The following is a 25,941-nucleotide window of genomic DNA, read 5'->3' as shown; positions in this document are numbered from 1 at the left end:
GATTGCCTACAAGTTCAAGGGCACCCGTTTTGACTGCGGCGGCGCCGAAGGCTACATCGAAGCCACCAACTTCTGCTTCGAGCACTTCTACAAGAAGGGCAAGGCGTACTGATAGCGTCTTTGCTTGTCTTGATTGAAAGCCACCTCCGGGTGGCTTTTTTATGTGCGTCAGCTCGGGGGTAAATCCCGCCAACGCTTGCCATCCTGCGCATCATTCTGATGCCGGGAAGTCGATCGTGCAGGCGCTGGCTTGCTTTGACACGCCATCCCAAGTAGTCGAGTCGGTTACCTATATCACCGCCGCTCTTCGTTATTACGGGCAGGCTTATGCTTCGCCTACAACAAATGCGGACAAATTCACGTCGTTGGCGCCGACCACTTCCGGTGCCATCGCGCCCGCCCCAGGCGCGCTTACTGGCTGGAATGTCGTGGTGATCGACTTCAACAACGAAACCCGTGTGCTGTCGGTTTCTGTAAATCAGGTGACTACTTTTACCGCGGTGCTGAAGTCTACTCCTGCGGCGTTTGCCCCGACTTCGTATCTCGAGGTTGGTTATCACCCAGGTGCCGCACTTCTGAACTCGAAGCTCGGCGATCTATATACCTTCAACGACTCTTTGTTGAAAGCAGAACTTGGCCGGCTGCAGCTTGCTGACCTTGTTATCGCCTTGAAGGCGTACTACGTCATCACCTAACCAGGTAGGGTTCTCGCGCGTGATCAGGGCTGCACCATATAATTAGGCGCAGCCTCATCGACGCATCTAGGCTGGAGTCATATACTTCGCTTGAATTCTTCCAGTCATGGCACGCTGAGTCAGAATGGCGTCGACCATAACCGTGAATCCCTTTATGCCTTCAATGTAGTACTTATGTTCTTTGTCAAAGATATTTGCCAATATTAGACCGACACCTTTTATTTTTCCGCACATGGAAAGAAGGGTGTCGCGGTTTGCAATGTCCATTGGATGCTCTCCAATGAATGCGCATATCACAGAATCCCTTAACTGGTACGGAAGATCATCGATGTTATGCTTGCTGGGTATAGCATCGAAAATGCCTCGCAACTCGTTCCAAGCATGGGGTCTGCTAACATCGAAGTTTAATTGTGGGTTGTTAGTGATGGCATTTGCATTGAAGTGAAGCGCCATATCAATTGCTGCATATCCAGACATGGAGGCGCCGAAAAACACCACGTTCTCTGGGGCGTAGCCTTCTATTGCCTTGGCAATAACTTCCTTCATGTGGGAGCCGCCGTCTTCCCTCAAGTAATAGCTATTGGTTGGATCTGTTACACATATAACGTCACCCGGAAAATGTCGGTAGTAGCTAAGTAGCCCAGCGTACACGCCGTTATTCTTTAATGTTGCCATTGCGATCAAAAGAGTTTTTGAAGGCGTGCTTCTTTTTATATAGACAACGTTCTCGCCGAGAATATTTATCTGATATTTTTCTACAACTTGATCGTATTCAAGGTCGCTGCAAACGTCTTCTAACATCTAACGATCCTGCTTTTTAAGTGTTTTGGTATATATAATTTATTGAATCGAGTTACAAAAAACACGACCTACTTGCACGGTAGCACTCAGCGAGCGCAAGCCGCATCAGGCCAATTGCGTGGAAGCATACTTACTTGGAGAAGCAATGACCAGAATTACCAGACAGCAGTTGCTGCACGCGCTCAAGAATTCCAGCGTTTTCGTTCCTGGAGAAAAATATGACTGACGCTGATAAGGATCGCGTCATCCTTGCGCGCACCTTGTGCGGAGGGGCTCGCGGTGAAGGTCTGGCCGGCCAGATCGCCGTGGCCTGGACGATCCGCAATCGGGTTAAGGATGGGCGAGCTCAGTCCTGGTGGGGAGAGAGCTATGCCGGGGTGTGCCGCAAGTCCTGGCAGTTCAGTTGCTGGAACAAGAACGATCCGAACTATGCCTACCTCAGCGGTGCGAAGGCGATTCCGGCCGGGCAGTTCTCCCGGGCGCAGAAGGCTGCTGACATGGTGATGTCGGGACAAGCGAAAGATCCAGCCTGCGCCGCTACGCACTACTACGCGATCACCATGCCCAAGCCACCCGTCTGGGCGAAGGGCGCCAAAGAAGCGCTGCGCCTCGGGCACCACATCTTCTTCACGGATGTTCCGTGAAGAAGATGTGGGTGCGGATCCTTCCTTATATAGCTGCGGTGCTGCTGGTAGCCGGAGCGCTGTTCGGCGCCTATCACCATGGGCAGAGTGTCGCTAACGCGACATGGCAGTCGCAGTGGAATGAGCGCGACACCCGAGACGCCCAAGCCAAGGCCGAAAACGAGGCTTCCATCCGGGCGCGAGAGCAGGTCTACCAACAGTTAATCAACAAGGCGGTACAAGATGGTCAACGCACGATCGATCAAGCCACGACTGATGCTGCCGCTGCTCGCGCTTCTGCTAACAGCCTGCGCGGGACAGTCGACGCCATTGCCGAACGACTCGCAGCCAGTCAAGCCAGCGGTAATTCCTGTACTGCTGCCGCAAGCCAGGCAGCTACCCGCGCAGCCCTGGTGCTTGCCGACGTGTTCAAGCGCGCTGATGAGAGAGCGAGCGACCTGGCGGCAGATGCTGATCAAAGCCGGAGTCGCGGAGTGACCTGCGAGCGGGTATATGACGGCCTTGGGGAATAGGTCAGGGTCGCGGGGCGATCAGGTTAGGCCCCTCGCTCCGTGCGTTTCCCACTGCGACGTCGACCTTGAACCATTCGAACGCCTCGGTGGGCTCGCCCTGGAGCATCACCATCTGTTCGGCACGCTCCTTTGGCGCGGCCGGGTCGATCCATTCGAGAGCCAGATCAGGCGATAGCATCATTGGTCGGCGGTCGTGGATGTCCACCATGCCGCCGGCGCTTTCGGTGAAGATGACGCAGTCGTCATGTTCGGTGGGCTCATGCTCGGCATTCGGATACTGGCCGATCACGGCACATCGGGTTGGCAACCGGTCTCGACGGTGGATTAGGTGAAAGATGGCGAGCTGGGTCGGCTTTTTACCCCTCAAGCGGTTGGTATCCTGAATTTTTGTCATGAGTTGTAGTCCACTACTCGACTCCGTCACTTAATCAAACATTTATGGAAGTGAGTACCGTGCTAGCCCCAAAAAGATTAAAGATTAAAGATTCAATGTTTTTCATGGCCCCCTTGTCGTTGATGTGTGCCCTATGGTATCAGCCAGCGAGTGCGAAAGAGGTTGGAGACTGCCAGTTGCCAAACTCCGGAAGATTAAGTGGTGCCATAGAGTTACACTCGAACTGCACTTACCTCCAAGGTATAACTATAAGTGAGTCTAATACCAGTATCGACTGCAAAGGCGCAACTCTGGATGGGAAGCACTCAACAAAAATAGGAATTCTTATAAGTAGTGAAGGGCGCTCTCTGAAAAATGTCAGCGTTAAAAACTGCACGGTAACGAATTTTTCCCAGACAGGTGTCTTGGTGACGTCCGAAATTCCTAACTACAAAAGATCTAACGATCACGAAAAAAACTACAATGAAACGCCGACTAACGTAACGCTAGATAATTTAAATGTTTTGTCCAGTGATGGCGCCGGTGTTTATTTTCACAGTTATGTGTCCAACTCTACCTTGAAAAATTCAAGAATCGAAAAATCTAAAGCAGAAGGTATATACCTTGATCAAAGCTCTAGGGGGAATCGAATACTTAACAATACAATAAAAAACAATGGTGAACTCGACGGCCCCAATAGTGGCCAAAGGGTAGGGCTGGCGATTGATTCCTCCGCCAAAAATCTGGTTGAAAACAATAAATTCATCGAGAATTTTGGGGGTGGTGTATTTTTATACAAAAACTGCGGTGAAAATTTCAGCAAAGGAATGTCTGTTATTCGATGGCAGCACAGTGATGAAAACACAATAAAAAATAATGTGTTTGATGGCGAAAAAGTAGGAGTCTGGATTGCTTCGCGACAAAGTTCAAATCTTCAAAGAAAAGATTGCGGGGATAAACCGCTAGATGCAGAAGGTAAGTACTACCAAGATTTCGCCAACAATAATACCATCGTTGGTAATAAATTCTGCCGAAACAAAACCTACATAAAGGTGGAGGGTGACAATAATACAATCACAAACAATCGATCCGATAATAATGGTAGGTGGATTGTCGAGCCGACATCTATGAAAACACGCCTAACCGGCATCCCCACAATAGGAAATAGAATCACCAACAACAGTTTTGAAAAGTGCGAAATATAGCTGACTGGCCGAAAAATTGACTGAATACCTGGCTTTAAAATTGCGATCGCAGTTCGAAGACTTTATCGAAGAAGCCAGCCAACACACCGCCGCTGAGGTCGTCACGGATACCAGCGGCTGATCAGCCCAGCGTGACGCGCTGTAGGAGGAGCATTGCGATCAGCAGGACGCCGGAGAGGGGGCTAAAAAGGCTCAGTGACTTTCCAAGTGATTTTGTGAATTACGGTTGCGCACTGTTGGGCATCGTTGCAATGAGCACTAAGCGCGAAGCCTTGTGTTTAGTGGGCTGTAGACGTTTCCGCTTGCATGGGACTACTGGTTGCTGAACTTGGCGCTACTAAACCCGGCTGTAGATCTGGCGCTGGTTGTGGCGCCCCTGGGCTGAACTACGCCCGACTGCAACGCCAAACCGAAATTAGATCGCCCGCTATTCGCGGGCATTTATAATACTAAGGAGGCGGTGTCGTGATTTCAATTAAATCGAAGACAGTATTTCCTCAACTGCAGGGACATCCACCATGAAGTCGCGCAGCCTCGGCTCGGACGCTTCTTGCCCTTCTTCCCCATCAATTTGCGGGGTTATGATCTTGTGACACTCAAGCCCAGCCATCTCGGCCAGCGCCTCGTATTCGCTGATGTCTTTGTACTCGAACAGGATAACTTTCGTTCCTGGCTTGGCAAAAGCGAGGTTTGCCAATTGGGCGCCGTGCCCTCCGACAATCACAGGAGCCTCGCTGAAGGCTCTGGCCTGACCCTGTAGCGACATGTCGTCACAGTAAATGGGGGATATGCCTTTCTTTGAAAGCACTTTCTCCAGCTCCGAGCTGTTGCTGATTCGGCGTCGAACTCTCGTCTCGTTCTGGCGGCTGGCGTAAATACCGCCGTGATACAGCGGGCTTCCTGATTTATTTATCTTCGCCGAGACTTCCGTGCGCCACCAATCAATCACGCTTTTATTGAGCGTGTGATTGGAAAAGAAAGTTGGGACATACAGCTTTTTAAAGAAAAGCAGCCCTTTTGAGTTCGTATAATAGGGCTCGTTATAGACAATGCTTTTGTCTGTATTGATCTTGAGCAGCCGCATGAACTCAATCTGCGAAGGGTGGGGGCGGTGGTGCATCGCGAGCCAATAGCGCGAAGCTGTGCCGAACACCTTTTCAAAGAGCATGATCCTGGGTAGCCAGTTCATCATCATGTGCCAATGGTTATTTTGGCCGCCTACCAGGATCGTAGGCGCTGACACTTCTATGAGTGGCTTGTCGATATGGGCGGTAAACCGATCGCCCTCCATGGTGTGCGGCATCGGGAACCACTTCAGGGCGTTCACATATCCTTCGTCAAGAACGCAGAGGTCGTGTTTCGGCAAGAATATCTGCCAAGCATGATTGACGATGACGTTGTTAAGCTCAGCAACGCCGAACTCGAAATGTCGTGGTTCACGCTTGATCCAGTCGTAGCTCACATGTGGCAGATCAACCGAGTGCCATTTCCCACCTGACGCTTCGGCCGCGTGCTTCAGGCTTACATTTTTCCCTGTTAATAGCATTGAAAATCCCTAAATCCATTTTCCATATTGTTGATTTTCGACCAATAAAGTCGAAGTGGTGTTCTTCCTGCGCGTAGCATATACGCCCGGATCAATCTAACAAAGAGCTGCCGGGTAAAACCCCGCGACAATCACGCGGTCCTGAGCGGTTTTTTGTGCCATAAATTTGATAGCCCGCCGAGTGCGGGCTTTTTTTTCGCCTGGAGAAAAACAATGGCAAGACTTTCAGAGAGCAGGGCAGGGAGCCGCAATGCGCTTGCCTTCCTCGACATGCTGGCTTGGGCAGAAGGCACCAGCAATCACCCAGTCACGGCCATGGATGGCTACGACGTGATCGTCACTGGCATCGACAGGAAGCCCGAGGTGTTCAAGGGCTTCAGCGATCATCCCTTCGCCAAGGGTCGCAAGTCCAAGGTCATCAATAGCAAGGGGCTGACCTCGAACGCCTCCGGCCGGTATCAGCAGATGCTCAAGGACTAGTCGCATTATCGGGTGCTGCTCAAGCTGCCTGACTTCAGCCCGATCAGCCAGGACCTGCTGGCCCTGCAGCACATCCGCGAATGTCGGGCGCTGGCTGGCGTTCACGCCGGCCGGATCGAAACCGCCATCAAGAAGTGCCGGAACATCTGGGCCAGCCTGCCCGCGGCGGGATACGGGCAGCGAGAACACCGCCTGGATGACCTGCTGAAGCAGTACCGGCTGGCGGGCGGGGTGATGTCGTGACTCCCCTGGATAAGCTGATCGGCCTGGGGCTGGCGGTGATCCTGTTGCTGGTCCTCGGCGCAGGTGGTGGGGTGTGGCTTGCTGCGCGCCATTACCGGCCTCTGATCGATGCGGCCAATAACGACCTGGCGGCACGAAGGCCGCCCGCGACAACCTGGAAGCGTTCGCGGGCGAGCAGGGCAGGAAGCTTGGCGAGCTGGTGCAGGCCGGTAAGTTGCGGGAGCGGAATGCCGCCCTGGCGCGGGAGAAGGCGAGTCAGGAGGCCCAGCCAGACTACGCCGCAGCCAATCAATTGCTGCGGGAGCGGACTGGCGGTGATCCGGCCCAGGCAGCCGCGTCAATCATCGATCAGGAGTTGGGGTTATGAGGTTGCTGCTGATGGGGTTGGTGGTGTTGCTGGCGGGGTGCTCGACTCAAGAGCCAGAGGTGCGCACTGTGCGGGTGGAGGTGCCGGTGCTGGTTCCATGCCGTGCGCCCGATGTGTGTAAGCGATCCATCATCCACACCTTCAAAGCGGCTATCTGAATCCTGATGCTGTGCTCCCGAACTCTTTCAGGAGCCAGCACGTCATGATGCGTCCCGACGCCAAAGTCGAAAAAGTCTACCTCTACCCCAAGCCCGTGGATTTCCGAAAGTCCATCGACGGTCTTGCCGCCCTGGTCGAACTGGACATCAAGGTCGCCGTGTTCGATCCCGTGCTTTTTGTTTTTCTGAATCGCTCCCGTAATCGAGCGAAAATCCTTTATTGGGAGCGCAACGGCTTTTGCCTGTGGCTCAAGCGGCTGGAGTCTGAGCGTTTCAAAACTTCGCCCGATGCTTGCGACGAAGCCATCGTATTGTCCGTCCAGGAACTGAACTGGCTGCTCGACGGCTTTGACCTCTGGCGCAACCGCCCGCATCAGGTTTTGACACCACGCTTCGTGGCTTGACCCGGTATAATCCGGGCCATGATTTCCCTGCCCGACGACCTTCCTGATGATCCTGTTTTGCTCAAGCAGTTGTTGCTTGATGCTCTGGCTCGTCAGGCTAAAACGGCCGAAGTGCTGCAAGCCCATGAAGGTCACATTGTCGATCTGAAAGAACAAATCAAGTTGCTGCGCGACCGCTTGTTCGGGCGCAAGTCCGAACAAACCGGCGAGCCCAACAGCCCGCAACTGGCATTGTTCAACGAACCCGAAAGCGACCCGATGCTGGCCGCCGATGATGGCGAAGAGGAAGTGGTTGCAGCGACCGTGCGCCGTGGCAAACGCAAGCCGTTATCGACTGATCTGCCGCGTATCGAAGTCATCCATGAACTGCCCGAACACGAACTGACCTGCGTCTGCGGTTGCCGCAAACACGCGATCGGCGAAGAAACCAGCGAACAGTTCGACATTGTGCCGATGCAGATCCGGGTCATCAGACACATCCGCAAAGTCTATGGCTGCCGCGGTTGTGAGTCGGCGCCGGTGACCGCTGACAAACCCGCCCAATTGATCGAAAAGAGCCTGGCCAGTCCCAGCGTGTTGGCGATGTTGCTGACCACCAAGTATGTCGACGGCTTGCCGTTGCATCGCTTTGAGACGGTACTGGGCCGACACGGTATAGAGATCCCGCGCCAGACGCTGGCGCGCTGGGTCATCCAGTGCAGCGACCACTTCCAGCCACAGTTGAACCTGATGCGCGACCGCTTGCTGGAAAGTCCGGTGATTCACTGCGATGAAACTCGCGTCCAGGTGTTGAAAGAGCCGGATCGCGATCCGAGCATTCAGTCCTGGATGTGGGTGCAGGCCAGCGGCCCGCCCGATCGAAAAGTGGTGTTGTTCGACTACACCTCCAGCCGTGCGCAGGAGGTGCCGTTGCGCCTGCTGGACAGTTATCGCGGCTACGTGATGACCGACGATTACGCGGGTTATAACGCTCTGGCGTTGCAACCGGGCGTTGAACGGTTGGCGTGTATGGCCCATGCGCGACGCAAGTTTGTGGACGCGCAAAAAGTCCAGCCCAAGGGTAAAACGGGCCGGGCCGATATCGCGCTGACGATGATCAACACGCTGTACGGCATCGAGCGTGAACTCAAGGATGCTGGCGATGAACAACGCTTTATGGGTCGTCAGGAAAAGAGCCTGCCGATCCTGGCCCAACTGAAAAACTGGCTGGATAAAACCCAGTCTCAGGTCACGGCGCAAAGTGCTTTGGGCAAGGCGGTGCATTATCTGGCGAACAACTGGAGCCGGCTGGAGCGCTACGTGGAGGCCGGTTTTTTACCCATCGACAACAACGCCGCCGAACGCGCGATCAAGCCGTTTGTGATTGGACGCAAGGCTTGGTTGTTCAGCGACACGCCCAAGGGCGCCACGGCCAGTGCTCAGATCTACAGCCTGGTCGAGACCGCCAAGGCCAACGGCCAGGAGCCCTATACGTGGCTGCGCCATGTACTGGAACGACTGCCGCATGCCTCGTCAGTGGAAGACTATGAGGCTTTGCTGTCGTGGAACTGCTCGCCAGAGATGCCACGGTAAACCGTTACCTCACCTTGGGGTAGGTGGGGTTTATGGATCGCATACAATCCACGGGCTTGGGGTAGAGGTAGACTTTTTCGACTTTGGCGTCGGGACGCATCATAACGTGCTGGCTCCTGAAAGAGTTCGGGAGCACAGCATCAGGATTCAGATAGCCGCTTTGAAGGTGTGGATGATGGATCGCTTACGATTTTTTTATCATCTCACGCGTGATGTATTAATTTTTATGAAAAAGTTTAGCTTAGGGGTGTTGCTTCTGGTGGTTTTGTTGTGGGTATAGCTGGTGGCTATTTGTTGCACGGCTGATAGTCGTTATTGGATATTTTATTGCCGATAGTAGGGATTCCAGTGATTCGTTCTTTCATGGAGGTTGGTTGGAATATCCACTTTTTTGAGATTATGTCTGAGTGGTTGTTTGTTATTGTATTGTAGTTTCCTTCTATTCTTATATAGGTTTTGTTTCTGCAAAACGTGTTGCTCTCGACGGTGTTGTAGTCCGCGAAGTCTTGATAGTGTTTCCCCTCTGTATCAATTGGCGTGTCTCCACAATCTTTTTTTTCCAAATTTGAGCTTTGGCGCGAGGCAATCCAAATTCCTACCTTCTCATCTATAAAGTAGTTATTGGTGATCTGGTTTTCATTGCTGTGTTGCCATCGTATTACAGACATTCCCTTGCTAAAATTTTCGCCGCAGTTTTTGTAGAGGAATACACCGCCGGCTAAGTTGGCTAGAAATTTGTTGTTTTTGATCAGGTTGTTGGCTGAGGAGTCAATTGCTAAACCGACTCGTTGACCGCTGTTGGGGCCGTTTAGTTCGCCGTTTTTTTCTATGATGTTATTTAATATGGTGTTATATCTTGAGCTTTGATCAAGATAGATTCCTTCGGCTTTTGAACCTGCGATCCTAGAGTTTTTAAGGGTGGAGTTGCTTACGTAGCTGTGAAAGTACACTCCGACTCCGTCGTTGGATAGAACATGCATGTTGTCCAGTGTTATGTTGCTTGGTGTGTCTGCGTAGTTTTTTGCGCGGTCATTGGATCTTTGGATCTTTGGATCTTTGGAAATTTGGAATCTCTGATGTGACTAGGATTCCCATTTGAGTGAAGTTGGTAACAGTGCAGTTCTTGATGTTGACGTTGGTCAGGTGATTGCCTTTGCTGCTAATCAGGATGCCTGTTTTTTCAGTATGGCGACCATCAAGGGTCGCTCCTTTGCAGTCAATGTTTGTGTTGGAGGTGTTAATGGTCATTGTTTCGAAATAAGTGCAACTCGGCTCTAGCGTCACATTGCCAGCTAGATTTCCTGAGTGTGGAAGTTGACATTTTTGGTTTTCTTTGGCGTTCGAAGGGAGTGGCCAAAAGCTTGCGGCGAGTGTTAGTGGTAGCCACATGACTAGTATTCTATTTAGCTTGGTTTTGTTGAGTGTCATAAAATTCTCTGAGATTGACTTTGTGTGTCGGAAATGGGATCACGGTTGTAGGCGGAAATTCGTCGGTTGGTCTGGAGTTCGGGGAAGTATTTTAGAGAGGTTTCACTACCCATCTCTGAACTGATAATAATTGTGCTCTCGTTATAGCCCCAACCCCTCCTCAACAATCCACATCAAATTCTCCTCATTCCACGCCACCGCAGCCATGGCAGCCTGCCCCAGCGGTGGAACTTTCTGCAGGTGCCATTGCGACTCGCCGTGTTCGTCCGTGCTACGCAGGATGCGGTAATTTTTACTGGTTAGATGAATCTCGATCAGCCCCTCTGCTTTGGGGCTGAAGCGGGCGATCGGGTCGAAGGTAATGGTTCGATAAAGGGCTTCGAGCAGTAGTTGATCGACGGCGTAGTTGTACGTAGCGCCGCTTGGGTGACGCTCGTACACATGGGTGGAATTGCGGCGGATGCCGAGACCGGCTTCGCTCAAGGGGGCCAGCCAGGTTTCAATCTGCAGGTACAGGTCGTTGACCTGGGTCGGCCAATGATCGATTGCGGTATCGGTGCTGATTTCTGTCTCATCGGAGCCTTGCAGGCGGTGCTTCAGTTTTGCGGCCAGTTCATCTGCCTTTGTCATGTCGATTGCCTCCCGTAGTGTCTTTTGAATAGTAGCCAAATCTGGTGGCAGGCGGGGCGTGGGCTGGCGAGGCAAAAGCGTGGGCGTCAGCGGGGAGCTGGCCTATCGACAGTATATAGCCCGGCCTCTTGCGGGCTTTTGCTGATGTGAACCGATTCGAACATTTAATCAAGCAACCGTCGCTTAGGGTTTTCCCTGGCCGTCGAGACCGCGTATTATTCCCACAAATATGTCTGAAGATTTCCTGTGTGTAACCGTCAGGTCATCAGCCTTGCGCCCCAGCGTGCTATGCAAGGCAACCTCCAGATAAAAAAGATTCTCCTCAGGTGACGTTTAGCGACTTGCCAAAAAATATATCGGCCAGGCATGCGGCTGTCCGCAGGATGGGACGGTGTCCGGTAGCGTTTTAAAGGAATGGGTTTTGACAAAGCGTAGACAGGTAGCAATTGTTGGTTGTTCTTTTCGTTTCCCTGGGTCCACAACCAGCAGTTTCTGGCAGAACCTGATGACGGGGCAGGACCTGGTGACCCAGGTCGATGCCTCGCGCTGGGACCATGCCGAGTTCCTGCACCCGGACAAGGCCAATCCTGCCACCAGCTACACCTTCGCCGCCGGATCTTTGGGCGACATCAGTGCGTTTGACGCGGGCTTCTTCAATATTTCGCCCCGTGAAGCAGCCGTGATGGACCCTCAGCAGCGGATGTTGCTGGAGATGTGCTGGGAAACCTTCGAGAACGCCGGGGTCAAGCCGTCGAGCCTGCGTGGTAGCAACTGCGGGGTGTACCTGGGCATTGCTGGCGTCGAGCAGGCCTATCGCCTGGTCGAAGACCTGGCCTCGATTGATGCGGCCACTGCCACCGGCAATACCATGAGCATTGCCGCCAACCGCCTGTCCTTCTTCTATGACCTGCGCGGGCCGAGCATGGCCATCGATACCGCCTGCTCGTCGTCCCTGGTGGCCTTTCACCAGGCCTGCCAGGCGATCATCAGCGGTGATATCGACCAGGCAGTGACGGGCGGTATCAGCCTGCACATGCACCCCTTCGGCTTCATGATTTTCGCCAAGGCCTCGATGCTCTCGCGCACCGGGCGTTGCCAGGCGTTCGATGAACGCGGCGACGGTTATGCGCGTTCCGAGGGCGGTGGTCTGTTCCTGCTCAAGGATTACGATCAGGCCCTGGCCGATGGCAATCCGATTCTGGCGGTGGTCGCCGCCAGTGCGGTCAACACCGATGGTCGCAAGTCGAGCCTGACCCTGCCGAGTGCCGATGCGCAGGCGGCGCTGCTCAAACGCACCTATGCCAAGGCCGGGATCGATCCGTCGCAGCTCGACTACCTGGAAGCCCATGGCACTGGCACGGCTGTCGGTGATCCGATTGAGACCCGCGCCATCGGTGAGGCCCTGGGCCAGGCCCGGAAGGCCGGCAACCCGTTGCCGATCGGTTCGATCAAGAGCAACCTCGGTCACCTCGAGGCAGCCTCCGGCGTTGCCGGCCTGATGAAGGCCCTCAACTGCCTGATCGAACGGGAAGTGCCGGCCACCATCGGCATTGAAGAACTCAACCCGAATATCCCGTTTGCCGACCTGAACTTGCAGGTAGTCACCGAAAGCCGTGCGCTGAAAGCTGAAGGGCAACTGACTGTCGGCATCAACTCGTTCGGTTTTGGTGGCGCCAACGCGCACGTGATCCTGCAAAGTGCCGAGCCGCTGCCGGCGTCCACCACGGCGGGCAACACCCGGCGTGTGCCGCTGCTGCTCAGCGCCAAGGATGCCGAAGGCCTGCGCGCCACAGCCGAGGGTTTTGCCGAGTACCTGGCCGCCCACCCGCAGGGCAATTATTATGATGTCGCCTACCAGGCCATGTTCCGGCGCGATGCCCATCCCCATCGTTTGCTGTTGATCGCTGCCGACCCGGCCGAGGCTGCTCAGGCGCTGGCCGACTATGCCCAGGACCCGAGCCTCAGCGAGCTGAGCTCGGTGCTTGAGGTGGGCCAGGCGCTGGACAAAGCCCAGGGCCCGGTGTTCGTGTACTCCGGCAATGGGTCGCAATGGCAAGGCATGGGCCGGGCGATGCTCGGCCAGCCGGTGTTCGAAACCGCGGTGGCTGAAGTCGATGCGCTGTTCCAGCCGCTGGCCGGCTATTCGTTGCGCGCCGAACTGCTGGGCGAAAACGGTGAGGGGCGTTATGCGCGCACCGAGATCGCCCAGCCGGCCTTGTTCGCCCTGCAAGTGGCGGTCACGCGCGCACTGGCAGCCCAGGGTTTCCATCCGGCAGCGGTGATCGGGCACAGCGTGGGTGAAGTCGCCGCGGCCTGGGCCAGTGGCGCGCTGAGCCTGGAAGACGCGACCCAGGTTATTTTCCATCGCAGCCGTTTGCAGGGAACGACCCGCGGCACCGGGAAAATGGCTGCCGTTGGTCTCAGTGGCGAGGCCACGGCGATGTTGCTGGTGGAACTGGGGCTGGACGATCGGGTGGTCCTGGCCGGCGAAAACAGTGCGCGAGGCGCTACGGTGGCCGGCCCTGTCGATGCCCTCAGCGAACTCGAACAGGCCCTGACCGAACGCCAGGTGTTTGTCCGCCTGTTGGACCTGGACTACGCCTTCCACTCCCCGGCGATGAACCCGATCGAGCAGCAAGTAATTGCCGATCTGGCGCACATCCGTCCACGCAGTGCGCAGATTCCGTTCTATTCCACGGTGGTCGGCGGCGAGCTCGATGGTCAACGTCTGGACAGCCGTTATTGGTGGCAGAACATTCGCTTCCCGGTGCTGTTCCAGGGGGCGATGGACGAGTTGGTGGGGCAGGGCTTCAACCTGTTCGTCGAGGTGGGTCCGCACCCGATCCTGCGCTCTTACGTCAGCGATGCCCTGACCCAGCGCGAGCTGCCCGGTCAGGTGGTCGCCACCTTGTTGCGCAAGGACGACAGTCCAGCACTGCTTGAGCGTTGCATGGCGCGGCTGTTGATTGCTGGCGCAGAGCCGGATTGGCAGCAACAATTCCCGGTGGCCGGCAGCAACCTGCGCCTGCCCAACTACGCCTGGCAGCGCGAACGTTTTCAACTGCCGGTCAGCGCCGAGTCGTTCGGCGTGCTGGCGCGCGAACGTGTGCACCCATTGCTCGGCTACCCACTGGCCGATCGTGCCCTGACCTGGGAAAACCGACTCGACACGCAGCTGTTCCCGACCCTGGCTGACCACAAGGTCGGTGAAGCGGTGCTGTTCCCCGGCGCCGGTTTCACCGAGCTGGCGCTGGCGGTGGCCTTGCTGCACCAGCCGGGCGAGTTCGTCGACATCGAAGAGTTGGAGATTCACAACCCGCTGTTGCTCGGCAACGAAGGCAGCAAGAAGATCCGCGTCAACATCGAGGAAGCCGACGGCACCTTGCGGATCACCTCGCGCAGCCTGGCGCAGCGGGAAGAGTGGGTCCAGCACGTGGTCGCGCGTCTGCCCGGCGAAGCCCGTGGCGTCTTGCTCGGCACGCGTGCACCGGAACTGCCGCAACGCCCGGCCGACTTCACCGGCGAACAGCATTTGGCGCTGACCCGTGCGGTGGGCCTGAACTATGGCCCGGCTTATCAGGCCGTGGCGGCGGTGTGGGTCGAACCGGCCCACATCCTGGCGCAACTGAGCGTTCCCGAGACCATCAGCCAGGAGCTGGCGACCCTGCACCTGCACCCGGCGTTGCTCGACGGCGCGTTTCAACTGATCACCGAATTGCTGGTCGGCCAGCCGGGCAGCAACAAGGGCCTGGCGTTCATCCCGGTCAAGCTCGGGCGCGTCGCGTTTGCCAAGGCCGGCGGCGTGCCGTGCCTGGCCCAAGTGCGCCAGCTCAAGCGTACCGAGCATTCGTTGCTGGTGGATTTCACCCTGTACGACGCGACCGGCGCAGCGGTGCTGTTCATCAAGGACGCACGTTTCCGTGGCGTGCGCCTGCAACGCGACCGCTCCCATGACATCAAGCGCCTGGCCCATGTTGGCCTGGCCGCGCCAGGTCAGGCAGTGCCCGTGCTGCGTGCAGCCAGCAGCGCCACGCCGTTGGTAGAACACCTGCAGGGCTTGGCCGATGAGCCGGTGCAGCAGCGTTATTTGAATGAAGTCGAGCCGTTGCTCGATGCCCTGTGCGCGAGTTTTGTGCAGGACCTGATCGAGCAAGCCGGCGGCCGCTTGAGCGCCGAGCAGGTTGCGCTGTGGTCGCAACAGGACGGTGTGCCAAGCGATTACCTGGCGACCTTGCTGCGCCAGGGCCTGGAAGACGGCAGCTTGAATTGCGATGCCGACGGCAACTGGTGTGTCGCCGATGTGGGCGAGCGTCCAACTTCCGAGGCGATCTGGCAAGAGCTGTTCCAGAGCTATCCGGAGCACTTCCAGATCATCCATTCGGTAGGACGGATCGGTCGCCACCTGCTGTCCCTGCTTGACGCACGCCAAACCCTGGAGCAGTTGCTGCCACGGGAAACCAGTGGCGCCAATCTGTCGCGCCTGGTGCTGGGTGCCGCAGGTCAGCAGCGTCTGCTCGCCGGCCTGCGCGAAACCCTGGCTCAGCGTCTCGCCGCGTTGCCGGCCGGGCAACGCCTGCGGGTGCTGGAGTTTGGTTTTGGTGGGCCATCCTTCGCCGAATCGCTGTACGCCGGGATCGATTTTGATCGCGTCGACTACAACTACTGCGTAGCGGAACCAGAACTGGTGCAGATGCTCGGCGATGATTGCCCGGCACTGCAGGTCATTGATTTTGCACAACTGAGCAGCGCCTCTGGTTACGACTGGGTGCTGTTGCCGACCGATCTGGCGGCCCTGGACAACATTGGCGAAGCGCTGCGCCAGGCAGCCAGTCACCTCAACCCGCACGGGCAGTTGGCCGTGCTGGCGCAACACCCGTCGCGCTGGGCCGACTTCGTGTTTGGCGCCCAGGCCGACTGGTGGCTGGCAGGCCCTGAGCAGGCGTTGTCGCGTCAACAGCGGCCGCAGTTCTGGCTGCATGAGTTGCAGCGTCACGGCCTGAGCGTCAGCCACACCCTGGAAGCACTGCCGGGCAATGCCTGCGGCAGTTATCTGCTGTTGGCCGCTCATGGCGTGAATGCAGCGGCCGCTTCACCGGAGGTCACCGTGCAACGCTGGGCGTTGCTGGCCGAATCCGGGCAGGCGGCTGCCGAGCAACTGGCCCAGGCCCTGCGTGAGCAAGGCCAGCAGGTCAGTCTGTTGCAGCCTGGCGATGCCCAGGCCCTGGCACAACAACTCGGCGCGCTGGATCAAGCGCCAGAGCACGTGTTGCACCTGGCCGGTTTTGACAGCAGCCAAGGGCTCGATGGCCAGGGCGCGCGCTGCATGCTGGCGGCGGCGCTGGTCCAGGCCTGCGAGTCGCTGAATATCGCGCCACAGTGCTGGCTGCTGACCCGTGGCGCGGCTGGTCACCTGTACGCTGCCGAGCAAGGCAGCGATGTCGATGCGATTGCCGATGCGGCGGTCTGGGGCTTCGGTCGAACCCTGGCGAACGAGTCTGCCGGTTGCCGGATCCGTCTACTCGACCTGGCTTTCGCCGCGCCTGTCGCCAGCCTGGTCGCGGCCATGTTGCACGCCGACGCCGAGACCGAAGTGGCGATCAGCGCCGCCGGCCAGCGTTATGTGCCGCGCTTGCGCGTCCTGCACGAACAAAACGGTGCCAGCGCTGACGGCAACACGCGCATCAGCCTGGGCTTCGACCTGCCGGGGCAATTGCGCAACCTGCGCTGGGAAGCCCGTGAGCTGACCGCGCCGGCGGCGGACGAGCTGGACATCGAAGTACGCGCCACCGGTCTGAACTTCCGTGACGTGATGTTTGCCCTCGGCCTGCTGTCCGACGAGGCCATCGAAAATGGCTTCTCCGGTCCGACCATGGGCTTTGAATTTTCCGGTGTGGTCCACGGCAAAGGGTCTGCCGTGTTCGGCGATTTCGCCCCGGGCGATCGCGTGGTGGGTTTTGGCCCGCGTAGTTTCGCCAACCGCCTGGTGACCAACGCCAACGCGGTGGCTCGCATCCCCGAAGGCATGTCCTTCGAGGCCGCGGCGACGATTCCAAGTACCTTCTTCACCGTGTACTACGCGCTGCATCATCTGGCGCGCCTGGAACCGGGCGAGAAGGTGCTGATCCACGGCGCCGCTGGTGGTGTCGGGATTGCCGCGATCCAGATCGCCAAGTGGTGTGGTGCCGAGATCTATGCCACCGCCGGCAGCGACGAGAAGCGCGACTTCCTGCGTCTGCTGGGCGTCGACAAGGTCTTTGATTCGCGCTCCCTGGCTTATGCCGACGAAGTGCTGGCCCTGACCGATGGGCGTGGCGTCGACGTGGTGCTCAACTCCCTGGCTGGCGAAGCGATCAACCGCAACTTCCAGGTGCTCAAGCCGTTCGGCCGCTTCCTTGAACTGGGCAAGCGCGACTTCTACCAGAACACCCGCATCGGCCTGCGTCCGTTCCGCAACAACATCAGCTACTTCGGCATCGACGCCGACCAGTTGATGAGTGAGCGTCCAGACCTGACCCGGCGCCTGTTCGGGCAAATGATGGGGCTGTTCGAGCAGGGCATCCTGCACCCGCTGCCGTTCCGCGAGTTCGACGCCAACCACGTGACCGAGGCCTTCCGCTACATGCAGCAGGCGCGGCAGATCGGCAAGATCGTGGTGACCTATGGCAACCCGATCGAACGCCTGGTGGAAACCCGCGAACAGCCGGTGCAGTCGTTGCAACTCAGTGCCGAGGCGACCTACCTGGTCACGGGCGGCCTGGGCGGCTTCGGCCTGCGCACCGCGCAGTGGCTGGTGGACAAGGGCGCGCGGCACCTGGTGCTGCTCGGTCGTCGTGGCCCGGCCAGTGTCGAGGCGCAGCCGTGCCTGGCGGCCTGGCAAGCGCAGGGCATCGACGTACAGGCGCTGGCCTGCGACATCACCGATGTGATGCAAGTGCGCGGCGTGTTCGAACGCATTGCCGCTAGCCCGTATCCATTGCGTGGCCTGGTGCATGCAGCGACAGTGATCGACGACAGTCTGATTCGCAACCTGGATGCCGAACAACTGCAGCGCGTGCTGGAGCCCAAGGCCAAGGGTGCGCAATACCTGCATGAGCTGACCCGCGAGTTGCCGTTGGACTTCTTCGTGATGTTCTCCTCGGCCACCACGCTGTTCGGCAACCCGGGCCAGGCCAACTACGTGGCTGCCAACTATTGGCTCGAAGCGTTGGCTCGGCATCGTCGAGGTCACGGCCTGGCCGCCACCGCGGTGCTCTGGGGTGCGATCGACGACGTTGGTTTCCTGGCGCGCAACGAGCAAATCAAGGACGCACTGCAAAGCCGCATGGGTGGCGCCGCGCTGCGCGCCGAAGTGGCGCTGGCACACTTGGAGCAGATGCTGCTCAAGGGTGACGACGGGATTGGCGTACTGGAGCTGGAATGGAAAGCCCTGTCGCGCTTCCTGCCGAGCGCTGCGACCCCACGTTTCGTCGAGCTGGTTCGTGCCCATGGCGGTGACCAGGACGATGAGAACGACGCCGAGGACATCCAACGCATGCTCGCCGAGCTTGATGACGAGCAACTGCTGGAGCGTTTCGTCGAACTGCTCAAGCACGAAGTCTGCGAGATTCTGCGCTTGCCGGCCGCGCGCCTGGATACCCAGCGTCCGCTGCAGGAGCTGGGCCTGGACTCGCTGATGAGTGTCGAGTTGGTGGTGGCGCTGGAAGAACGCTTCGGCATTCGCCTGCCGGTGATGGAACTCAGCGAGAGTTCCAGCATCGATAAGCTCAGCGTGCGCATCCTTGACCTGCTGCGTGGTGAAGCGGGGGCCAATGAAACTGCGGCGCCTGCAGCCCTGGCGGAAAACGTATTGGCCCGCCACGGCAGTGAATTGAGCCGCGAGCAAATGGCCGAGCTGAACGCCGAACTGGCTGACAGCGCTGCGGCACCTAACCGTCTGATTGAGTGATGTTTGATTGAGTGATAGTGCGATGACTGCAAAAACGCCCACCGGCCTGAGTGTCGGAATCAAGCAACGGTTGATCCAGCAAGCGCTGGAGCGCCGTCGCAGCGAGGCGGGCGACGCGGCCGGCGGTGCCACCCTGGAGCAGGCGCAACAGGCGGCGCTGAAGGTCCCGGAAGCGTTTTATCGCTTCGACCAGCACCCCGGTTATCAGCAGTTGCGCGTGATGCAACAGGGCGCGGCGCGCCTGGGCCTGAGCAGCCCGTTCTTTCGTTTGCACGAAGGCCTGGCAGGCGCCGAGACCCGCATTGGTGCCCGCGAATACGTCAACTTCGCCAGCTACAACTACCTCGGCTACTCCGGTCACCCTGCGGTGGCCGAAGCGGCCAAGGCCGCCATCGACCGTTACGGCACCTCGGTGTCGGCCAGCCGGCTGGTGTCCGGTGATCGTCCGCTGCACCGCGAGCTGGAGCGTGAGTTGGCCAATCTGTATGAGGTCGACGACGCCATTGTGTTCGTCAGTGGGCATGCCACCAACGTCACTACCATCGGCCATCTGTTCGGCCCCCGTGACCTGGTGCTGCACGACGAGCTGATCCACAACAGTGTCCTGCAAGGCATCCAGTTGTCCGGTGCGCGACGCCTGAGCTTCGCCCACAACGACTGGCAGGCCCTGGACCGGATCCTCGGTGAGCAGCGTCAGCACTTCGAGCGGGTACTGGTGGTGGTCGAAGGCATCTACAGCATGGACGGCGACTACCCGGACCTGCCGCGTTTCGTCGAACTCAAGCGCAAGCACAAAATCTTCCTGATGGTCGATGAGGCGCATTCGCTGGGCGTGATGGGGGCGACTGGCAAAGGTATTCGCGAGCACTTCGAGCTGGCCGGTGATGACGTCGATATCTGGATGGGCACGCTGAGCAAGACCCTCGCCAGTTGCGGTGGCTATATTGCCGGCAGCACGGCGCTGGTCGAGCACCTGAAATTCCTCGCCCCGGGTTTCCTCTACAGCGTCGGCATGCCGCCTTCGGTGACGGCCTCGGCACTGGCGGCGTTGCGTTGCCTGGCCAACGACGGTGAGCGGGTGCGGACGGTGCAGGCGCGAGGTGAGCTGTTCCTGCGCCTGGCCAAGGCCGCCGGCCTGAACACCGCCACCAGCAGCGGCCTGGCCGTGATCCCGGTGATCACCGGCAGTTCATTCAAGGCCGGACGGTTGTCCAGCGCCTTGTTCGACCGCGGCATCAATGCCCAGCCGATCCTTTACCCGGCAGTTCCCGAGCACGTCGCACGGGTGCGCTTCTTTGTCTCGTGTGAGCACACGGAAGAGCAAATCACCCAGACCGTGGCCATAGTCGCCGAAGAGTTGGCCAAGATTGGTTGAGCCCAGGCGGCACACCGCCATCGCGGGCAAGCCCGCTCCCACAGGTCTGGTGGGTGTATGCAAAATTTTCGAACACCCAGAACCACTGTGGGAGCGGGCTTGCCCGCGATGAGGCCAGCACAGTCAAAATCGATGTTGCCTGACACACCGCCATCGCGAGCAAGCCCGCTCCCACAGGTTTGATGTGGTGTATACAGAATCTGTGAACAGCCAAAATCACTGTGGGAGCGAGCGCCCGCTTGCGGCTTGCTCGCGATGGTCTGGAGAGCGCCGCGGGCAAGCCTTGTAAACCGCTGTCTCAGATGTACGGCTTTTCGTAGGCGTTGAGCTGTTCGATGAAGCGCCAGTGGCTGCGTTTGTCGAAGCCCATCATGCGCTTGAGGCGGATGTCCCAGCGCATGTGGTGGTTGGCGATCCAGGGCAGGGCGAACAGGTGGGCGCCGCGCCAGGGGATGAATGGGTTGCGGCGCAGGCTGGCGTAGATTTCCACGCGATGGCTAGGGCGCAAGCTCGGGCAGCGGGCGTGGAAGCCCGAGGTGTCGGCCACCACCAGGGTGTTGGCCGGGACCGAGAAGCGTCGAGGTGCCGGCAAACCCAGTTCGGCCAATTCGTGTTCATGAATACGGAACGAGCCCTCGCGGTGCATCTGCTCGTGGGAGCGTGCCGCACCGAGGCTTTGGCGATACTCCCAGGCCAGGCGCTCTGGCGTCAGGCGATGGGAGCCGGGTACGTAACTGAACGGCCCTTGATCGTCGGCCACGTCATCGAGAAACAGCCAGGCCTTGGCCGTTGGGTGGAAGGTGTCGGCGTGCAGGCGGGTTTGCGGGTCCTGCTCGGCGTTCACGCCATCGATCACGATTGACTGCAATTGATAGGTGATCCCGCCGGTGTTCGACGAGGCATACGCAATCAGGTCGCGCACGCTACGGTCGGCGACAAAGGCGGCGCTGGCCGGGTTTTTCGCCAGCACGTCCTGGTCGAGGCTGACCCGCCGGGTCACCGCCTTGCCTTGGCGCATTTCCCAGCCAGTACTGCGCAGGTCGCCCAGTTCGGCGCGCAAGGCCGCAAACTGCTCGGCGGGCAGGGCGTTCTCGCGCACGAAAAACCCCTGCTCCTCGAAACTCGCCAGTTCTGCACTGTCCAGCCGTGGTGCCAGGGCCCGGCGACGCATCGCGGCCATGCCCATAGCCAACTGTCGGCGCTGTACGTGCAAGCCCAGGGCGTTGAGCCGGGCGCTGCCCAGTACTGGGTTGTTCTCGAACGATTTGGCGTGGGTCAGCAATTGCAGGCAATGCCAGGGGAGTGCCGCATAGCGGCCGAGATCCTTGAGTGATGCAGGCATGGTCTAATCCTTGAGTGGGACCGCTGCACGGTCGCAGCCGAGCATGGTCCGGGTGTAGTTGCGCAGCGGCAGCAGACGCGCAGGGAGCGTCAGGCGCGGCGGCCTCGGGGTCGACAGGCATGTCAGGGCATGCCAGGCATCGCAGGGCAAAGCTTGCTGGAGGTCGGCATAGCGCGCATAGCGCAACAGGGCGCCGGCTACCAACTGGTCCAGGGTCAGGCGCCGGGTGCGGCGCGGCAAAGGCTGCTGGTCACGGGTCAGGCCCCAACCAGCATAAAACGGGGTGCCGTAGGTGACTACCGTGAGACCACGCAGTAACGCTTCGAAACCGGCGGTGGAACTGAGGGTGTGCACTTCATCGACCTGCCCATACAGACGGGCGATATCGATCCCCGGCAGCACCTGGTCTGCCAGGCCCAGCAGGCGATCGGCCGACACCGCGCCATGGCGCTTGCCGGCTTCGACATCCGGGTGCGGTTTGTAGACGATCCAGGCATCGGGAGCGCTAAGCCGAACTTGTTTCAGTAGCTCGAAGTTGTCGTGCAAGGGGCCGCCACTGCAGCGCAGCGAGGCATCGTCCACCACTTGGCCGGGCACCAGGATCCGACGCTGGCCGGGACGCGCGCCGACCTGAGCGGCCAGGTCACTCTTGAGGTTGAACTTGCTGGCCCCCAAGGTCACGATCCGCTCGCGCAGACGCGCCGCCTCGGCCAGCGTGGCCGCAGCGAACTCCCCGTGCTCGAGCAGCGACTCCAGGTCGCTGCTGGCGCTGGCATCGAAGTGCATGCCGCTGCGGTCGAGCACCAGTGACAGGGCGGGTGCATTCAGTGCGCCGAGCCCGTTGGAGCGCAGAAAACCGTCTTCAATTCGCCACAGAGCGACCCCATGGCTGTTGGCGCGAGCCTTGAGATCGGCCGGCTCACGCGCCGCCCAAACCAGCAACTTGCCGCCTTTGGCCGCGACTTCCGCGACCAGTGCCGGGCGGTCTTCGGTGAACTCCAGGTGGCCCCAGCGGCTGCTGAAAAAGCGTCGGACGTTGTGCTGTTTGTGACGCTTGACCCCCAATACTGTGAAGTCCCCGGCAAACTCGCTGTCCCGGGCCTTCTGGCGCGCCAGTTGATGGGCCACGGTCAGGGCGTCGGTGGGCTGGCTGGTCAACGGGTCGACGTAGCGGCAGTAGCGCACATAGGCCGCGGCCACCAGTTGCACCAAGTCCGGTTGCGCCTGACGCCGGGCAATCGGCATGCGGTCGTCGGTCAGGCCCCAGCCGGCATAGAACGGCAGGCCGAAGCAGGTCACCGGCACACCCTGGATCAAGGCTTCCAATCCTGCCTGGCTGGTACCGATGTAGACCCGCCGGGCACGCCGGGCCAACGAGGCCCAGGACACCGGGCGCGCTTCCAGAGTGACGCCACGCTCGGTGGCGGCAGCCAACAGGCAGCTGGGTTTTTGGCCGCCGACGCAATCCGGATGAATGCGCACGCGCACCTCGGCGTCGGGGTTTTCCGCGATGGCTGCGTCGAGCATGCGCACATAGTCGGCCTCGCACAAACCGCCACCGGGGATCGAATAGTCGCCGGCAGTCTGGTCCACCACCAACACCAATGGACGCTCGCGGCCCAAGGGGTCATTGGGGTCGAGGTCCGGGGCATTGTTGTACTTGCCGATGCCGCTGCTGCGCATCAGGGCGATCAACTGGCGCGCGCTGTCCAGTTCGCCCGCGGTCAGGCTGGCGGGGTCCTGGAGGATGTTTTCCAGCAGCGAAGGGCGGTCGGCCAGGTAGTGGATGCCCACCGGGTCGACCACCAGCGACATCGGCGTGTCGCCCTCGATGCCCAGCGATGAGGAGCGCAGGAAGCCGTCCTCGATGGCGATGTAGGGCAGGCCCCAGCGCTTGCACAGCACTCGCGCCTGGGCCGAGGAGTCCTTGTAGCCGATCCCGGCAATCGCCTTCAGGCCTTTGGGCGCGTGCCGCCCACGGCGCCACAACCAGAAGGGCGAGCCCTCTGGCCCAAGAAACTGCGGCAGGTGCAGGACGTTCCAGGCCACCCACTGCTGCATGATGCCGACCCAGCCCGGGCCTTCCACTAGCGGCGTGAGATTGATCGGTGGCGATTCGAGGCCGTTCAATGGATTGCCTCCAGGCGCCGCTGCATGCTGCGCACCGGCGGCCAGGGCACCCAGCGCTTGCGCAGCAGGCGGAAACCGTTATGCAGGTAGAGCGCGCGGGCCCGATCGTTGTCCAGCGGCACTTCCAGGAACACCTCCTGAAAACCACTGGCCGCCGCCTGTTGGCAGCAGGCCTGGACCAGCGCCGAGCCGACGCCGTGGTTGCGCGCCGTCTTGCTCACGCGCAGGCCGTACAACAGGAATGGATAGCGCCACTCGCGCAGTTCGCTCAAGCAGAATCCGCCAAACCGCAGCCAGCCCATCAGCCAGCCGAACTCACGGACAAAGGGTTGCGGGCGCAGCCCGAAGGGGCCGCGGCGGTGATGCTTGAACGCGACATAACCCACCGCGACGCCGTCTTCAAAGGCCAGCAGCACGCGGTCCCAATGAATGCTGGGGCCGAGCAACCGCTCGCGGCAGGCGTTGTCACCGATCAGGAATGCCAGGGAGCCGCGCCCGCCCGTGACCAGGCGCGCCAGTTGCGGATCCGCCAGCGCCTCAGGTGTCAGGTCGCTGCCCAGCATGATCTTGGCCACGACCTCAGAGTACCTGCGCCGCAACTGTCGGCGTGCGCGCTGGATGGGCGCAGGCGAGCAGTTGGCTGGACAGCGCCTCGACGCGGATCGGACAGGGGCTGGCACCGGGCTGGTGACGGTTGGACCAGATCAGGTAGTCGGTGTCGCCCACTGGCGCGCCTACGGCCTGGTAGACGTTGGGCAGGATCGGTACGTGGTCGCCAAAGAAACACAGCAACGCCTCGCGCGGCTGTTCGAGCAAGGTGGTGCGCAGTTGCCCGAGCATGCGGTCGGCGTTGCTGATGTGCCGCAGGTAGGGCGCGAGGTCGTCCATGCCGGTCAGCAGCGGACGGTCGAACCAGTTCGGCAGTTCGCTGGCGTCGACGGTTTCCAGGTGCAGCGGTCCGTGGTTTTCCATGGTCACTGCGTGGATGAACAGGGGCTGGGTACGAGTCGGGTCATCGAGCAGTTCACGGATCTTCTCGGCCACTGCGCAATCGCCAATGAACGGCCCGGCCTTTTGCGAATCGTTGAAGGCGCGCACATCGATGAATTCGTCGAAGCCCAGGGCGGGCAGCACTTGGTTGCGGCCATAGAAACTGCCGTCGTAGGGGTGCACGCAGATGGTGCGATAGCCCTGCGCCTTGAGGTGCGTGGCAATACTCGGCAGGCCTTGGCGGGCCAGCACCCGATACGGGTTGAAGCGGTGCACGCCGAGGCGGTCGCCGGGAATGCCGGTCAGGTAGGCAAATTCGGTGCGCACGGTATTGGCGCCCCAGGCGGCCACTTGCAGCTTGCCCCGCGCCAGTGCTTGCGCGGCAAGGCGGTCGTATTCGCTGAGCACCTGGGTTTTCACCCCGGGCCACAGGTCGCGTACGTCAAAAAAAGATTCACTCTGCACCGATACCAGATCGGGCAGGGCGGCCGGCGGTATAGGCGAGGGGGCTTTGCTGAATGGCGAACCCAGGGTGGTTGGATCGACTGTGGCACGGGCGGCCCAGAAGTAACCCCATAGGCTGCCTGCCAGGCCCCAGCGCTGCACATCGGCTTCGGCGTCGAAGGTCGGTGTAGTGCGGCGGCGGTGGCCGAGACGCAACAGGAGCAACCCGGCCAGGCCAAGCCACAGTGCGCTGTTGCGGCCACCCGCAACTTCGGGCTCGAAGGTCAATCCGGCCCACAGGTACACCAGGAAACCGACCGCCAGCAGCGCCGCCTTGCCGAAACCGAAGAACGGCAGGTACAGCCGCGGGAAGCGCACGGCATCGCTGAAATACTCGAAGTCGGCGCACACGAACGGCTCGCGCAGGGAGTGGTATTTGGCGTTGCTGACCATCACGATCAACAGCCACAACAGCAGTACGTTGATCGCACTGAACAGCGGGCGAGCGGTCAGTGCGTAGAGCACGGCCAGGCACACGCACCACAAGCCGGCGTGCAACCACCAGTTGTTCAGCGGGCGGCGCAGGTTCGGGCGCGGGACCAGCAAGCGTTCGATGAGTACGGTGAGGAGCAGGCCGATCACCGCAGCCTGGAGGAT

At 59.5% G+C, this 25,941-nt stretch carries 18 protein-coding genes and 3 pseudogenes; 11 read left to right on the top strand and 10 right to left on the bottom strand.

Annotation, left to right across the window (positions count from 1 at the left end; translation table 11 throughout):
- Positions 1–112: pseudogene (locus tag ACIOVD_RS22365) on the top strand (UTP--glucose-1-phosphate uridylyltransferase); the annotation flags it as partial.
- Positions 113–161: 49 nt separating this feature from the next.
- Complete coding sequence (locus ACIOVD_RS22360) at positions 162–695, top strand: DUF2280 domain-containing protein (RefSeq protein ID WP_401130248.1); 534 nt, start codon at positions 162–164, stop codon at positions 693–695.
- A gap of 66 nt (positions 696–761) precedes the next feature.
- Here the strand turns inward: ACIOVD_RS22360 and ACIOVD_RS22355 are convergent, their stop codons facing one another.
- Positions 762–1,496 carry a hypothetical protein gene (locus ACIOVD_RS22355; protein ID WP_401130246.1) on the bottom strand — a complete coding sequence of 245 codons (735 nt, stop codon included), beginning with the start codon at positions 1,494–1,496 and terminating at the stop codon, positions 762–764.
- A 218-nt stretch (positions 1,497–1,714) separates the two neighbouring features.
- Here ACIOVD_RS22355 and ACIOVD_RS22350 point away from each other — a divergent pair, with 218 nt between their 5' ends.
- Together ACIOVD_RS22350 and ACIOVD_RS22345 are read left to right on the top strand one after the other, a co-directional pair.
- Complete coding sequence (locus ACIOVD_RS22350; protein WP_401130244.1) at positions 1,715–2,140, top strand: cell wall hydrolase; 426 nt, start codon at positions 1,715–1,717, stop codon at positions 2,138–2,140.
- A gap of 5 nt (positions 2,141–2,145) precedes the next feature.
- Positions 2,146–2,652 (top strand): DUF2514 family protein, encoded by a 507-nt coding sequence (locus ACIOVD_RS22345; RefSeq protein WP_401130262.1) that lies wholly within the window; start codon positions 2,146–2,148, stop codon positions 2,650–2,652.
- 1 nt (position 2,653) lies between these two features.
- On the opposite strand, the pseudogene ACIOVD_RS22340 reads toward ACIOVD_RS22345, so the two are convergent.
- Positions 2,654–2,983 (bottom strand): annotated as a pseudogene (locus ACIOVD_RS22340) (SOS response-associated peptidase family protein); the annotation flags it as partial.
- Positions 2,984–3,090: 107 nt separating this feature from the next.
- On the opposite strand from ACIOVD_RS22340, the gene ACIOVD_RS22335 reads away from it, so the two are divergent.
- Complete coding sequence (locus ACIOVD_RS22335; RefSeq protein ID WP_401130242.1) at positions 3,091–4,230, top strand: right-handed parallel beta-helix repeat-containing protein; 1,140 nt, start codon at positions 3,091–3,093, stop codon at positions 4,228–4,230.
- A gap of 475 nt (positions 4,231–4,705) precedes the next feature.
- Here ACIOVD_RS22335 and ACIOVD_RS22330 read toward each other — a convergent pair whose 3' ends face one another.
- Positions 4,706–5,776 carry a glycosyltransferase family 61 protein gene (locus tag ACIOVD_RS22330; RefSeq protein WP_401130240.1) on the bottom strand — a complete coding sequence of 357 codons (1,071 nt, stop codon included), beginning with the start codon at positions 5,774–5,776 and terminating at the stop codon, positions 4,706–4,708.
- Between the two features lie 213 nt (positions 5,777–5,989).
- On the opposite strand from ACIOVD_RS22330, the pseudogene ACIOVD_RS22325 reads away from it, so the two are divergent.
- The 4 genes and pseudogenes from ACIOVD_RS22325 (at position 5,990) to tnpC (ending at position 9,000) form a co-directional block, all read left to right on the top strand.
- Positions 5,990–6,499 (top strand): annotated as a pseudogene (locus ACIOVD_RS22325) (glycoside hydrolase family 104 protein).
- A gap of 363 nt (positions 6,500–6,862) precedes the next feature.
- A complete protein-coding gene (locus ACIOVD_RS22320) occupies positions 6,863–7,024 on the top strand; it encodes a hypothetical protein (RefSeq protein WP_401130264.1) in 162 nt (53 codons plus the stop codon).
- 44 nt (positions 7,025–7,068) lie between these two features.
- Positions 7,069–7,428: an IS66 family insertion sequence element accessory protein TnpB gene (gene tnpB / locus ACIOVD_RS22315; RefSeq protein ID WP_401130238.1), complete on the top strand. Its 360-nt coding sequence runs from the start codon at positions 7,069–7,071 to the stop codon at positions 7,426–7,428.
- 18 nt (positions 7,429–7,446) lie between these two features.
- Entirely contained in the window at positions 7,447–9,000 is a 1,554-nt protein-coding gene (tnpC, locus tag ACIOVD_RS22310; RefSeq protein ID WP_401130236.1) for an IS66 family transposase, read from the top strand.
- A 287-nt stretch (positions 9,001–9,287) separates the two neighbouring features.
- Here the strand turns inward: tnpC and ACIOVD_RS22305 are convergent, their stop codons facing one another.
- The 3 genes from ACIOVD_RS22305 to ACIOVD_RS22295 form a co-directional block, all read right to left on the bottom strand.
- Entirely contained in the window at positions 9,288–10,046 is a 759-nt protein-coding gene (locus ACIOVD_RS22305) for a right-handed parallel beta-helix repeat-containing protein (protein ID WP_401130260.1), read from the bottom strand.
- Positions 10,030–10,428 (bottom strand): hypothetical protein, encoded by a 399-nt coding sequence (locus ACIOVD_RS22300; RefSeq protein ID WP_401130234.1) that lies wholly within the window; start codon positions 10,426–10,428, stop codon positions 10,030–10,032. Before ACIOVD_RS22300 ends, ACIOVD_RS22305 begins: the two co-directional genes overlap by 17 nt.
- Positions 10,429–10,569: 141 nt before the next feature.
- Positions 10,570–11,058 (bottom strand): hypothetical protein, encoded by a 489-nt coding sequence (locus tag ACIOVD_RS22295; protein ID WP_401130232.1) that lies wholly within the window; start codon positions 11,056–11,058, stop codon positions 10,570–10,572.
- A 421-nt stretch (positions 11,059–11,479) separates the two neighbouring features.
- Between ACIOVD_RS22295 and ACIOVD_RS22290 the strand changes: the two genes are divergently transcribed.
- Together ACIOVD_RS22290 and ACIOVD_RS22285 are read left to right on the top strand one after the other, a co-directional pair.
- Entirely contained in the window at positions 11,480–19,003 is a 7,524-nt protein-coding gene (locus ACIOVD_RS22290) for a type I polyketide synthase (RefSeq protein WP_401130230.1), read from the top strand.
- A gap of 22 nt (positions 19,004–19,025) precedes the next feature.
- Positions 19,026–20,378 (top strand): aminotransferase class I/II-fold pyridoxal phosphate-dependent enzyme, encoded by a 1,353-nt coding sequence (locus ACIOVD_RS22285; RefSeq protein ID WP_401130228.1) that lies wholly within the window; start codon positions 19,026–19,028, stop codon positions 20,376–20,378.
- Positions 20,379–20,676: 298 nt separating this feature from the next.
- Here ACIOVD_RS22285 and ACIOVD_RS22280 read toward each other — a convergent pair whose 3' ends face one another.
- From ACIOVD_RS22280 to ACIOVD_RS22265, 4 genes are read right to left on the bottom strand one after another with little or no spacing between them, the layout of a single operon-like run.
- Positions 20,677–21,720, bottom strand: coding sequence for a phytanoyl-CoA dioxygenase family protein (locus ACIOVD_RS22280; RefSeq protein WP_095165287.1), 1,044 nt, complete (start codon positions 21,718–21,720; stop codon positions 20,677–20,679).
- A 3-nt stretch (positions 21,721–21,723) separates the two neighbouring features.
- Complete coding sequence (locus ACIOVD_RS22275) at positions 21,724–23,850, bottom strand: capsular polysaccharide biosynthesis protein (RefSeq protein WP_401130226.1); 2,127 nt, start codon at positions 23,848–23,850, stop codon at positions 21,724–21,726.
- Entirely contained in the window at positions 23,847–24,425 is a 579-nt protein-coding gene (locus tag ACIOVD_RS22270) for a GNAT family N-acetyltransferase (protein ID WP_401130224.1), read from the bottom strand. Before ACIOVD_RS22270 ends, ACIOVD_RS22275 begins: the two co-directional genes overlap by 4 nt.
- A 4-nt stretch (positions 24,426–24,429) precedes the next feature.
- Positions 24,430–25,941, bottom strand: coding sequence for an LTA synthase family protein (locus ACIOVD_RS22265; RefSeq protein ID WP_401130258.1), 1,512 nt, complete (start codon positions 25,939–25,941; stop codon positions 24,430–24,432).

Source organism: Pseudomonas sp. NPDC087626 (assembly GCF_044743405.1).
In the GTDB taxonomy this organism is placed as follows: domain Bacteria; phylum Pseudomonadota; class Gammaproteobacteria; order Pseudomonadales; family Pseudomonadaceae; genus Aquipseudomonas.
The sequence above is the reverse complement of the archived record's forward strand: the minus strand, read 5'-3'. Positions and strand labels throughout refer to the sequence as shown.